Annotated in this window: 10 protein-coding genes; 6 read left to right on the top strand and 4 right to left on the bottom strand. The window is 37.0% G+C overall.

The features are described from left to right. Positions 1-65: 65 nt before the first annotated feature. Positions 66-1,364, bottom strand: a complete 1,299-nt coding sequence (locus IEV57_RS07775; RefSeq protein ID WP_188441369.1) for a short-chain fatty acid transporter — start codon at positions 1,362-1,364, stop codon at positions 66-68. Positions 1,365-1,498: 134 nt separating this feature from the next. Here IEV57_RS07775 and IEV57_RS07770 point away from each other — a divergent pair, with 134 nt between their 5' ends. Further along, a complete protein-coding gene (locus tag IEV57_RS07770; RefSeq protein WP_188441367.1) occupies positions 1,499-3,271 on the top strand; it encodes a sensor histidine kinase in 1,773 nt (590 codons plus the stop codon). Here the strand turns inward: IEV57_RS07770 and IEV57_RS07765 are convergent. Then, on the bottom strand, positions 3,261-4,274 hold the full coding sequence (locus tag IEV57_RS07765) for an aldehyde dehydrogenase family protein (protein WP_188441365.1): 1,014 nt from the start codon (positions 4,272-4,274) through the stop codon (positions 3,261-3,263). The two genes, IEV57_RS07770 and IEV57_RS07765, sit on opposite strands and share 11 nt — an antisense overlap. A gap of 148 nt (positions 4,275-4,422) precedes the next feature. Between IEV57_RS07765 and IEV57_RS07760 the strand changes: the two genes are divergently transcribed. Next, a complete protein-coding gene (locus IEV57_RS07760; RefSeq protein WP_188441363.1) occupies positions 4,423-4,770 on the top strand; it encodes a 4Fe-4S binding protein in 348 nt (115 codons plus the stop codon). 340 nt (positions 4,771-5,110) lie between these two features. On the opposite strand, the gene tnpA is transcribed toward IEV57_RS07760, so the two are convergent. Next, positions 5,111-5,557 carry an IS200/IS605 family transposase gene (tnpA, locus tag IEV57_RS07755; protein WP_188441361.1) on the bottom strand — a complete coding sequence of 149 codons (447 nt, stop codon included), beginning with the start codon at positions 5,555-5,557 and terminating at the stop codon, positions 5,111-5,113. A 952-nt stretch (positions 5,558-6,509) separates the two neighbouring features. Between tnpA and IEV57_RS07750 the strand changes: the two genes are divergently transcribed. The 4 genes from IEV57_RS07750 to cas6 all read left to right on the top strand — a co-directional run bounded on the left by IEV57_RS07750 (position 6,510) and on the right by cas6 (position 10,143). After that, on the top strand, positions 6,510-6,839 hold the full coding sequence (locus IEV57_RS07750) for a DUF3276 family protein (RefSeq protein ID WP_188441359.1): 330 nt from the start codon (positions 6,510-6,512) through the stop codon (positions 6,837-6,839). Positions 6,840-6,962: 123 nt separating this feature from the next. Continuing rightward, a complete protein-coding gene (locus tag IEV57_RS07745) occupies positions 6,963-8,045 on the top strand; it encodes an AI-2E family transporter (RefSeq protein WP_188441357.1) in 1,083 nt (360 codons plus the stop codon). 10 nt (positions 8,046-8,055) lie between these two features. Further along, complete coding sequence (ychF, locus tag IEV57_RS07740; RefSeq protein ID WP_188441355.1) at positions 8,056-9,153, top strand: redox-regulated ATPase YchF; 1,098 nt, start codon at positions 8,056-8,058, stop codon at positions 9,151-9,153. 105 nt (positions 9,154-9,258) lie between these two features. Further along, on the top strand, positions 9,259-10,143 hold the full coding sequence (gene cas6, locus IEV57_RS07735; RefSeq protein ID WP_188441353.1) for a CRISPR-associated endoribonuclease Cas6: 885 nt from the start codon (positions 9,259-9,261) through the stop codon (positions 10,141-10,143). Between the two features lie 674 nt (positions 10,144-10,817). Here cas6 and IEV57_RS07730 read toward each other — a convergent pair. After that, positions 10,818-12,080 carry a type IX secretion system plug protein gene (locus tag IEV57_RS07730; RefSeq protein WP_188441351.1) on the bottom strand — a complete coding sequence of 421 codons (1,263 nt, stop codon included), beginning with the start codon at positions 12,078-12,080 and terminating at the stop codon, positions 10,818-10,820. Positions 12,081-12,504 lie beyond the last annotated feature (424 nt).

Raw genomic sequence — 12,504 nt, 5'->3', positions numbered from 1 at the left:
TCAGTCAAAATCAGGAGTTGCCAAGTCTAGCGTCTCGTGTCTCTTCTCTGTTTTAGGTGAAATATTTAAAACAGAAAGTAGATTCCAAAACCAAAGACTAGGAGGCCGACAAAAAAGAAGTATGCGGTGTATTTCAAAATATCTTTGGCGGGGACGCCTGTGATTGCTAAAAGCGGAAGTGCCCAAAATGGTTGAAGCATATTGCTGAGTTGGTCGCCGTAAGAAAACACCATCACCATATTCGCTTGATCTAAACCTAGTTTTGTAGCTGCATCCATGATGATTGGGCCTTGGATTGCCCATTGTCCCCCACCCGATGGAATGAAGAAATTCACCAAAGCAGCACTCAGAAATGCCAATAAAGGAAAGGTGTTTGTCGAAGAAAGAGCAACCATTCCTTCCGAAAAAATCAAAAGCAATCCAGAATACTTCATGATTCCCAAAATACCTGCATAAAACGGGAATTGAAGGATGATTTCTACAGCACCTGTTAATGCAATGGTTACCGCTTTGATAAAAGAACTTAGACTTTGAAAAGCCAATAGGCCTGCACCGAGCAACATGAAATTCACATAATTCAAGTCAATAAATCCAAGAGATTGGGGCGAATGGAAAAAGTCAGCAATCCCTAAAATCATGATCAATAAGCCCAAAACTAGTCCTAATTTATCTTTTCCTTGGACAATTCCTTTTGTATTAGATTGGGTAGGGAAAGAGGTTTTAAAACTCTTCTTTCTGGCCAAAAACATCAATGTCCCAATCAAAGCAAGTACTAAAAGAACATTGATATAAAGATTAAAATCGGAGAATATGGTTTTATTGATAGCAATAAGGCCTATTTGATCGCTTAGGAAATGTCCTTCTTCTGCTACTTTGAGCGGTGCTGATCCAGAAAATCCACCATGCCAAACCATCATCCCTAAATAACCTGAAGCCGCAATCAATGGGTAGTTGAAATGGTGCCCTTCTTCTCTACCTCGCAAACCAATTTCCCTTGCTAAAACAGCGCCTAGAATCAATCCAAAACCCCAGTTGATATATCCTGCGGCAATTGCCGTCATTCCCGTGACCAAAACAGCAGCCGTATTCGATTTTATTTGCTTGGATAATTTGACTAGTAGGCTATTTACCGGATTAGAAATAGCCAAAGCATGTCCAAAAATCAATATCAAGACCATTTGGAGTGTAAATTCCAAAAGTTCCCAAAACCCTTTTTGCCAGAATTTTAGCACTTCCAATGCATAAAATAAATCCAAAGTACTGTTTGGTTGCGTAAGAAATAAGGCTGATACATAAACTATCAGGCTCAGTATTAAAGCAACAACAAAAGTGGGTGAAAGGCTGACCTGCTGGGATTTATCCAATTTCCTAAAGTTTTGATTTTCTGATTTGTGAAAATAGGACTTTAATTCAAATTTTTGAATGCGATTATAGTTAATCGGTCAAAAATTCAATTAATTTTAAGCCAAGAAAGGATTTAACTATTCTAACCGAAAACATGAACCTCGATTTTAACATTTTTTCTTTGACACTCCTGATTTCAGGTATCATCGTGACTGCCCTTTCCGCAATTATCATCATCAGATTAAGCGATTATGTCAGGTGGTTTGCTTTTACTATGCTTTTGGTTTCACTTTGGTCGGTGGCTTATGGTTTTGAATTGGCAAGCTCCACTTTGGAAGCTATGCTTTTTTGGATCAAAATCGAGTATATCGGTATTTCATTTGCTCCTGCGGTATGGTTGTGGTTTTGCTTGAAATATGTGGGGTATGAAAAATGGCAGAATAGATCCACTTTCTTAGCAGTATTCCTGATTCCTATTATTACTTATGCCCTAGTTTTGACCAATGAGTTTCACTTTTTTTATTACAGCGATACAGAGGTGGTCCTTTCTGGTCCTTTTCCATTATTGAAATTCACCAAAGGCATTTGGTATTATGTTCACACTGCCTATTTCTACATTACCTTATTGATCGGTAATATTCTTCTTTTTACCCGATTCAAGAATACAGAGAGCATTTACAAAAAGCAAACTTACACGATTATCGCTGGGGGTGTCATCCCTTGGCTCGTGAATATCATGTATATTTTTGGAGTTAGGCCATTTGAATATATTGACTTAACCCCTTACTCCTTTTTGATTTTATACATCATTATTGGAATTGGCTTATTGAAATTTGATCTTTTTGATATCAAACCAATCGCAAGAGATAAAGTCATCCGTGCGATGACAAAAGGAATTATTGTTGTGGATCCACAGAATCGCGTGATTGATTTCAATCCATCCATGTTGAAAATATTAGGGAGACTCAATGAAAACTTAATTGGGAAAAGTATAGGTGAAATATTCGAAGACTATCAAGAAATAATCAACGCGGCTGTTCAACAGCAAAATGGTGTTCTGGACTTAAAAATATCCTTTTCGGACGAAGTCCGGGATTTTCATATAGAGCTTATCCCCCTTTTGGATAAGCAGAGTATTTTTAGCGGGCTGCTTTTGCAGTTTGACGATGTCACTGAAGAAATAGAAATCAGGGAAAAATTAATTTTACAAACCGAAGAACTTCAGAAACTAAATAACCTTAAAGACAAGCTTTTTTCCATCATTTCGCATGATTTGAAAGGGCCGATTTTAGGGATCCGAGAATTGGTCAAGCTCACTGCTGATGGCACGATCAGCAAAGAAGAATTTATTGATATTTTACCGGAGGTTTCCAAAAATATGGATTCAGTATCCCTGCTGTTGGAAAATCTACTGGCATGGACGTCTAGGCAATTGAGGGGTGAATTTGTCGATAAAAATAGATTTGATCTGTCGAATTTATTGAAGCAGCAATACGCTTTATTTGAAAAGCTAGCGAAGGAAAAAGACATTCACCTTGAAGTGAAAACAGAAGAAGATCTTTATGCTTTTGCTGATAAAAACATGATTGATTTAGTTATCAGGAATTTAATTAGCAACGCTTTGAAATTTTCAAGTTGTGGAGATCAAGTATCAGTGATTGCAAAAAAGAGAAACAATCAACTTCTTGTGAAAATTGCAGATTCTGGAGCAGGAATATCTCAAGAGAACTTAGATAAGTTAAACAACGGTGAAAGTTTCACCACTGCGGGTGCTCGAAATGAAACTGGTACAGGTCTTGGGCTAATTTTGGTCAAAGATTACATTGCAAAAAATGGTGGCGAACTCCTTATCAAAAGTGAAGTGAATATAGGAAGTGAATTTGAGTTTTCACTTCCTATCTATAAAGACGAGTTGATTATAAATTGATAAGAAAATCTATGGTATCTACTCCGTCGGCATAATCTTCCAAAGCAGGACATTGTGCTTGCCCAAAACTGAAACTATGTTCAAACCAAGCGTCTTTGCTAACGACACATTGGATTTTCTCGTTGATTTCATTGAGTTCTAATTTCAACGAATCCACATTTTCATATACCTCATAAAAGAGTACTGAAATAGGTGATACAAGATCCTTACTTTCTCTTAGCAATAAAAAACCGTTATCAAGATGGTCTTCGCCATTGACTAGGTAGATGGATTTGTTGTAATCGTAATTGTTGATGTATTTATGATTACTTGATAAAATTTGGAATCCCTCAATTGCATCAAAAAACTTGATTAGCACCTCTTTATTTGGGACATATATCTTGGAGACATTTCTACATCCCAAGCCGAAGTATTGAAAGATATCATTTCCTAGCGCTACAAAATCCTCTTCCTTTTCTGATCCATTCAAAACTCCGATGGAAGTTCTGTTTTTTCTGATGATACTTGGGTATTTTCCAAAGTAATACTCAAAATAGCGAGCTGAGTTGTCACTTCCTGTGGCGATGTAGGCATCTTTGGCTTTGAGCATTTCCTCAAAACTGATCATTTTCTCAAACTCAGGTTCTATTTCTATCAATTCCTTTACTAACCATTTCATCAAGTAGGTATCCGAAGAACTGAGTTTCACTGCTGCTTGATGTCCTGTGATCAATACACAGAGCAAGTCATGAAATCCTACTGCGGGAATATTTCCAGCCATCAAGATCCCCACTTCTTTTGCTTTTGAAGGCTCTTTGAAGGAATAATTAGCGATCCACTTCTCCAAGTTGGCTTTATTTAAAAATTCGGTTAGCCCATTCAATGCTGACTTGGTATGGTCGGCTGTAAACCAGCTGTTGTTGTTTTCGACTCTCCAAGCTAAATCTTCGAAATCCACCTGTGAGAGACTTTTTATTTTTTTTCCGAGTTGATCGAAGGCTAAAATTCTTTGTTCTAATGTCATTTCACTATCTTTGGCTTGCAATTTATTCAATTTAGAAGTTAAAAGGCTTCTTAGATTGAATATAAATTAATTAGCATGACAACTTTTTTTTGGTGGTTATGTTATTTGCTTATTAATTTTGAATCGAATTAAAAAATTGAATTGAGCCATGGCAATAATGATTACGGATGAGTGCATCAACTGTGGTGCATGCGAACCAGAATGTCCAAATACAGCAATATATGAAGGTGGAATTGAGTGGACTTGGGCTGGAGGGACTGCTTTAAAAGAAGTTACACTTCCTGATGGGTCGGTAGTAGATGCTACAGAGAAGCAGGAACCTGTTTCCGATGAGTTTTACTATATCGTAACAGATAAATGTACTGAGTGTACTGGTTTCCACGAAGAACCACAATGTGCGGCTGTATGTCCTGTAGATTGCTGTGTGGATGATCCTGACCACAGAGAAACCGAAGAGGCCTTGCTTGCGAAGAAAGTTTATATGCATGGAGAATAGGACTTTAAAGAAAAAGGGTTGAAATATTGTAGATATATAATAGATATATGCCTACGGCGAAATATGCTTGAAATAAAGTAGAAATACAATTGATATAAGCCCTTGGCGAGATATGGTAGAATGAAACCTAGGTTGAATTCAAGGGGGAGTTTCAATTGATATATTTACGTTCGATTAATAATAAAAAAATTGAGAGGAGTTTGTCTCCTCTCAATTTTTTATGTTTTATGATCATCCAAAATAATTAAGAAATTATATATCAAAGGTTATTTACCTTTCTTATATTCTCGGATTAGTAAAGTCAACGTATCTTGACACTCCAATCTTCTCACGGTTGAATTTATATGAAGTATTTAGGGTCAAAGGGAATATTATTTTCTTTTAGAAGCCTTATATATTCCTCTAAAAAACTTACTTTTTTATGATGTTCTTCTTGATTTTTAATATAATTGACCAATGTATCTAGGGAAGAATAACCATGAGTAAATGCCGCATATCCATCTTGCCAGCCTTCAAATCCTTCATAGATTTTTTTGGATTTAATCATCATTCCACAAGCAATTTTAAGATCTTTTATCAGTGAAGACAAAGAGACGGAAGGGTGTAAAGCAATAGCAATATGTATATGATCATCAAGACCATTTATCCTATAAACATGACAGTTTTTATTTTTAAGAATCCCGAAGATGTAATTAAATAAATCTCTTCTACCTTCTTTTTTCATGACTGGCTTTCTTCCTCGTGTTGTCCAAATGATGTGATAAAGAATTGATGTGTGATTACCCATAGCTTAAAAGTTATGTTGAAAGTTTGGAATAGTAGGTTTAAAAATAAAAAACGTAAGTAGGAGTTGTTTGATTTTAAACGGTTAAGTTCAGGTATTTTTTTAATCTAAAGAGAGGTAATTCAACCCTTGTCAGGGTTGGTAGTGGTTGCGTGATGTTTTTTGTCCCTAGGTTTTACCTAGGGTTAATACCCTAAAAAGGGAGTCAACCCTGGTCAGGGTTGGATGGTAGAATTTGTGTTTTTTCGTAAATAATTAGAATTCATATTTCATTTCTAAGCTTAAGAGAATTCAACCCCTTCAGGGTTGGTGGTGATAGTGGGTGCTTTTGGTAGCTCCCTAGGTTACACCTAGGGTTAATACCCTGAATGGGATTCAACCCTTGTCAGGGTTGGTGGTGGGTGCGTGATGTTTTTTGTCCCTAGGTTTTACCTAGGGTTAATACCCCAAAAAGGAGTCAACCTTGGTCAGGGTTGGATGGTAGGATTTATGTTTTATGGTAAATAATTAGAATTCATGTTTCATTTCTAAGCTTAAGAGAATTCAACCCCTTCAGGGTTGGTGGTGATAGTGGGTGCTTTTGGTAGCTCCCTAGGTTACACCTAGGGTTAATACCCTGAATGGGATTCAACCCTGGTCAGGGTTGGTAGTGGTTGCGTGATGTTTCTTGTCCCTAGGTTTTACCTAGGGTTAATACCCTAAAAAAGGGAGTCAACCCTGGTCAGGGTTGGATGGTAGGATTTGTGTTTTATGGTGACTGTTTCAGCTTTGTATAGGTTTGAAGTTTAACTCCTCTCTTTTGTTTTTATACAAACACACCTGATTTTTAGCTGTTTAACTCTTTTATTTGACAAGCCATTTAAAAAAATCTGATTGAGCACTTGAATTTCTTTGTTGAATTCATTTATCTTGTCTCGGAATTAAAACCTAACACGTACAACAAAAACTTAGGGCTGTGGAAGACAACAGAGGAAATGACAGAGAAGAGATCTTCTCCAAAAGAGTAAAAGCTGGCAAGAGGACTTACTTCTTTGATGTAAAATCAACCAGATCAAACGATTACTATTTAACAATCACAGAGAGCAAAAGAAGAATTAATGGTGATTCTTTTTCTTATGAAAAGCACAAGATTTTTCTTTACAAAGAGGATTTCGGTAAATTTATTGAAGCTTTGCAAGGAGCAGTGGATCATGTAAAGACAGATTTACTCCCTGATTTCGACTTTTCTCAATTTGATCAAGAAGAGACAGAGTCAGAGTATGATGATGAATTGAAGTGGGATTAATTTCCACCACATTATAGATTTTAAAGTCGAGAAAGAAACAACATTTAGACAATTATTTTTGTCTATCTTAGGAAGTATTTAACTTCCTTCTGTATTGTTTCTTTCTCTTTTTTGTTGGTGTTCATGAAAAAGGTAATCATTTACGTTTCTATTTTCACCATCCTATTGTTTGTCGTAGGGTGGTACTTTTCAACTATTGCCTTTTATATCATATTTTCTATCATTTTATCTGCCGTATTGCGGCCTCTGACCAATAGAATTAATTCCATTCATTTGGTCGGCAGGCATATCCCAAGGTGGTTTGCTATACTGGTATCATTTGTAGCCGTCGTCAGTGTATTTGTTGTAATTGGTTTGCTCTTTATTCCCTTGATCAGTGCTCAACTACAAGTAATTACCTCTTATGACTTGGATTTTCTCTACGAGCAGATACAAAATCCTGCGGGCAAATTCGAAGATCTTCTTCTCCGCTTTAAGCTTATCCAAAGTGAGCCAGGATTTTTGATCAAGCAGGTTCGGGAAAACCTAATTTCCAGTTTCAATATTTTGAACATTCAAGGTTTTGTCAATACGGTAGTCAATACAACGAGCAGCATCTTGATTGGAACCATGGCAGTGACATTTATTACTTTTTTTCTTTTGTTAGAAAATGGTTTGTTAAGAAGAAATATCATCAATCTGGTTCCCAATGCTTATTTTGAGTTGTATGTATCTACCTTCAATAAAGTAGAAAAGCTTCTCTCCTATTATTTAATTGGTCTTTTGATACAGATGTCTGCGATATTTGCCATTGCATCTATTGGGTTGACGATATTGGGAATTGAGTATGCATTGACTATTGCCTTCTTTGCGGCGGTAGCCAATTTAATTCCTTATGCAGGGCCTATTTTGGGAGCTACTTTTGGAGTTATCGTAGGTTTGACGACTTCCAGTTATGGGGATTCTGGAGAGATGACCTTCTTTATTTTAAAGATTCTATCCGTATTTTCCGTTGTACAATTGTCTGATAATATCATATTGCAGCCACTGATTTTCTCTAAATCTGTAAAAGCGCATCCACTTGAAATTTTTGTTGTTATCTTTGCGGGTGCAAAAATCGCAGGTATCCCTGGGATGATCTTTGCAATTCCAGTTTACACCGTTTTTAGAGTTTCAATTATGGAATTTTACAAAGGTTACAAAGCGTATAAAATATTCAAATTATAAAAAATCAATAATGGCTTTACAGTGTGGCATCGTTGGATTACCCAATGTAGGAAAATCTACTTTATTTAATGCTTTATCAAGTGCAAAAGCAGAAGCAGCAAACTTCCCGTTTTGTACGATTGAACCTAATGTTGGTGTAGTGACTGTACCGGATAAAAGGCTTCAAATTCTTGAGGAGTTGGTTTCACCGCAACGTGTGCTTCCGACAGTTATTGAGTTTGTAGATATTGCAGGCTTGGTCAAAGGTGCAAGTAAAGGTGAAGGTTTGGGAAATAAATTCTTGGCCAATATCAGAGAGGTGGATGCGATCATCCACGTAATCAGATGCTTTGATGATGATAATATTGTCCATGTAGCAGGTGGTGTTGATCCGATATTTGACAAAGAAGTGATCGATACCGAGTTGCAGTTGAAGGATTTGGAATCGATTGATAAGAAAATCCTGAAAGTTGAAAAGATTGCCAAGTCAGGAGATGCCAAAGCCCGTAAGGAGCTTGAAACTTTGATGACTTTTAAAAATGCCTTGGTAGCAGGAAAAAATGCAAGAGCTGTTGATGTAGAAAAAGAAGATTTGGAAGCAGTAAGAGATCTACATTTGTTGACCATAAAGCCTGTGCTTTATGTTGCCAATGTTGATGAAGACAGCATTCATACTGGCAATGCGTTTGTGGAGAAGTTGAAGGAAAATGTGAAGGAAGAAAATGCTGAGGTCATAATTCTTTGTGCCGCTTTAGAAGCACAGATAGCAGAATTTGAAGACGTTGAAGAGAAGGCAATGTTTTTAGGAGAATACGGTTTGGAAGAAAGTGGTTTGAACAGATTGATAGCTGGAGCTTATACCTTATTGAATTTAATCACCTATTTCACTGCGGGGGTTCAGGAAGTAAGAGCTTGGACGATCAAGCGTGGATGGAAGGCACCACAAGCAGCAGGAGTAATTCATACTGACTTTGAAAGAGGCTTTATCAAAGCTGAGGTGATTAAATTACCATCCTACGAAAAGTTCAAAACAGAAGCAGCTTGCCGAGAAAATGGAAAAATTGCAATAGAAGGTAAAGAATATGTCGTCCAAGACGGTGATATTATGCATTTTAGATTCAATGTTTGATAATTCTTAGAAAAAAATTTGTACTTTTGCAGGAACTTGCACGCAAAAGTGTAACATAAAAGTCAACAAAGTTTAATAATTGTTTCAATTTTATTTTTAAAAACCGTGAGAATAAGATTAATATTTTCCTTAAAAAACAAAGGTGCCTATTTACCATTTCACCATCAGTACATTTTGGCACAATTCCTCAAAGGGCTTATCGTAAAAGGTGGTCGTGAGGAGTTTTTCAATTACAATTACTTCAACTTCTCTGGTCTAAAAGGTCAGACCAAGGTAAGTAGAAGTGGATTACACTATTACTCGAGTTTAGTCACTCTAGTGCTTTCATCACCCAATGAAGAATTTATCGACTATCTCTTGGAGCAAGTGTTTGCAACTCCTAAAATTGAATTGGGAAATCTAGTTATCTCTCCAGAATACACGGAGCAGGAAACAGAGCCAGAATTGGAGACTTCAAACAAGTTCGTTTGTATCTCGCCATTGGTGCTATTGACCCCATCTTTCAATGATGAGTCGGGCAAGAGATTTATCAATCCAGATTCAGATGAATTTTCTGATCTGTTGTATGAATCTACGCTGACTAGAATGGAAAGATCAGGTTGGTATAGCCAAGAGCAGATGGAATCGTTCTACAAGTTCCAAGTTGTGCCTGACATGAATTATGTAAATAAGCTCAGAGAGCAGCAAAAGAAATTTGCTAGAATCTATTCCGTGTATGACATGGATGTGAAGTATGAAGTAAGAGGATATACACTTCCTTTCACCTTGTATGCAGCACCTGAAGTACAGGATTTCGTGTTCAAATGTGGCTTGGGTGCATTCACCCACAAAGGTTTTGGTATGCTAGACCTTGCAAATCATGGCCAAGCTCAGCGAACTGAACCATACAAATTCAAGAGAGAAGGATTTATTCCTTACAAGCCTCACGAGAGGCAGAAACCTCAGGAACTTGAAGGTGGTGAAGAAAACCCAAGAACAGAAGAAGCTTAATTGCTTCTCAAAAGAATTAAAGCCCAGCTGAAAAGTTGGGCTTTTTTATTTTTTTACCACAGATGAACACAGGTGGACACGGATTATTGGGTGATTAGTTGATTGGTTGATTAGGTGTTTGTATGATTAGGGGATTGGGGGATTAGTTGATTGGGGGATTGGGTGACTTGGGGATTAGGAGATTGGGTGAGTAGTTTATTGGGGGATTGGGGGATTAGTTGATTGGGTGATTAGGGGAATAGTTGAATGGGTTAATTGGGGGATTGGTTATTTGGTTAACTGGATATTCGGTGATAATTTTAATTGTAGAGGGTTAAAGGGTTAAAAAAATGATGAATGATGAACTCTAAATTTTGAATTATGAAGGGAAAGATAAACTGTGGGATGAATACTTTTGAACTTTAATCAGACTAGTCGTAGCTTACATCTACGACTTCGTATCAGAATTGGGGAATATTTTAATAGACGGAGAATACTTTGTTTTTTGTTAGATTAATATTTCAACATTTGATTGTAGTTGCAAAAACAATCAGGTAGGCTAGTCAGACTAGTTGTAGCTTGCATCTACGACTTCATATGATTGATTTAGAATAATATTATAAGTGGGGATTACTTGATTTTCTATAAAATTGATATTTGAGTGTAGTTAAAAACTACACTCAGGTCACAAACTATTATAATCTCCTTTTGTTAGGGTTGATGTTGATGTAGCCTACGAGTTCGTCGTAGCGGGATCCTGCATCTCGGAAATAGACGAGGACTTCGTATTCATTTTCTGTTTCAAAATGATCGCCTTCAATAGGTGACATATTCCAGCCATCTGAGGTGAGGTAAGCAAACTGATAATCATACCATCCTTGCTTGAGCAATAAAGTGGTTTGGTAGGTTTTCGTCTTATTATTTAATGTCATTTTAGAATCTGGATGGTTTCCCCAATTGGTCAAGGCACCAATTAAATAGGGTGTTTCACTGATTCCTTCAGCACTTAGATTGAATGTGGCGAGGATATACTCTCCTTCCAAGTCATGATTTTGGCGTTCAAAATTGAATACAGCATACTGCCCATTCATGTCAAGGTATTGAGAATAGGCGGCATTTGGTCGCGCTTTTTCTACCATCGTCTCTGCAAAGACCACATCTTCTTGCATTTCTACTTTGGCGACATTATTCCCCCTTGCACGAACATATCGGAGGTCGACAAAGCGAAATTCATTCCCAGCGAAAAAAGCATTTGAGCCATCAAAGAGTTGGTACTCCATGGTCTTCAGATCTTCTCTGACCATGGTTGGCGTGAGGTCATATTTTATATTATCCCAACGTTGATTCTGTCTGATTAGCACCTTTATGCTATTTCTAGGATCAATGACCTCTCTTGCTTTGTAGTTGATATTGAGGTTTAGTTGCTGCTGTTTTCTGCGAAATTCTGTTTGACTTGGTGGGACTATCCTTGCCCCTACTTGGACAGCGTTGTCAAAAACCATAAAGCGTCTGGTGATGATTGTTTGTTCCTTGTCTCTATTTCTATAAACTTGAACTACATAGTTGCCGCTTTTGGTAACACGAGGAAGGATGAAATTGAAGTGGATGTATGGAACCCGTGTATCAATGGCATAATTGTAATCATTGACGTTAAATTCATTGAATTGATCTAGGTAGTCATTTTCCTTGAGGTCAGAAGGGGTCCAATCCATGTTGCAATGAATCAACCTTGCTGAATACATATCGGGATCAAAGGCAATGTCATCAAAAGAAAGTAATAAAGGAGAAGCCGCTTGCAGCGAAATCGCTGGTGAGGTCATTTGACTGCTAAATTCCTGTGTTTTGGGAAAAAGTCTCACTGATTGTATATTTTCTTCATAGACTTTATCTACCAAAGCCTGTTGTGCATTAACCGAAATGGAAAAGGTTATCAATAGAAAAATATAAATGTATTTCATAGGTTGAATATACGGGGAATTTGTTGAATGGTTGATTGAGTTAGATAAGTTAATGGGTAATTGGGTTGATAAGGAAATGGGATGACCACAAATTGTGCGAATTCAACGAATTTGAAGTTTGGAAGGTGGTTAAGGTTTGATGTTATTGATTTGGTTAGGTAGATTTTTCAATTAAATGGCGCTGAAGCTCTGAGATTGACACGAATTTGGGATAAAACTCTGGAATTGTTTTTTACCACAGATGAACACTGGTGGACACAGATTTGAATTATTACCAGCAGATGGATAACCACGCCTGACTACTGCAGGTAAAAATTGAACGAATTTGAAGTTTGGAAGATGGTTAAGGTTTGATGTTATTGATTTGGTTAGGTAGATTTTTCAATTAAATGGCGCTGAAGCTCTGAGATTGACACGAATTTGG

It is taken from the genome of Belliella aquatica, assembly GCF_014637795.1.
Taxonomy (GTDB): domain Bacteria; phylum Bacteroidota; class Bacteroidia; order Cytophagales; family Cyclobacteriaceae; genus Belliella; species Belliella aquatica.
Note: the sequence above shows the minus strand (reverse complement) of the source record. Positions and strands in the feature narration are given on the sequence as shown.

What these genes read in the sequence shown, in the direction of transcription:
- IEV57_RS07770 (WP_188441367.1), top strand. Translation starts at nt 1,499, where the DNA reads ATGAACCTCGATTTTAACATTTTTTCTTTGACACTCCTGATTTCAGGT.
- IEV57_RS07765 (WP_188441365.1), bottom strand. Translation starts at nt 4,274, where the DNA reads ATGACATTAGAACAAAGAATTTTAGCCTTCGATCAACTCGGAAAAAAA.
- IEV57_RS07760 (WP_188441363.1), top strand. Translation starts at nt 4,423, where the DNA reads ATGGCAATAATGATTACGGATGAGTGCATCAACTGTGGTGCATGCGAA.
- tnpA (WP_188441361.1), bottom strand. Translation starts at nt 5,557, where the DNA reads ATGGGTAATCACACATCAATTCTTTATCACATCATTTGGACAACACGA.
- IEV57_RS07745 (WP_188441357.1), top strand. Translation starts at nt 6,963, where the DNA reads ATGAAAAAGGTAATCATTTACGTTTCTATTTTCACCATCCTATTGTTT.
- ychF (WP_188441355.1), top strand. Translation starts at nt 8,056, where the DNA reads ATGGCTTTACAGTGTGGCATCGTTGGATTACCCAATGTAGGAAAATCT.
- IEV57_RS07730 (WP_188441351.1), bottom strand. Translation starts at nt 12,080, where the DNA reads ATGAAATACATTTATATTTTTCTATTGATAACCTTTTCCATTTCGGTT.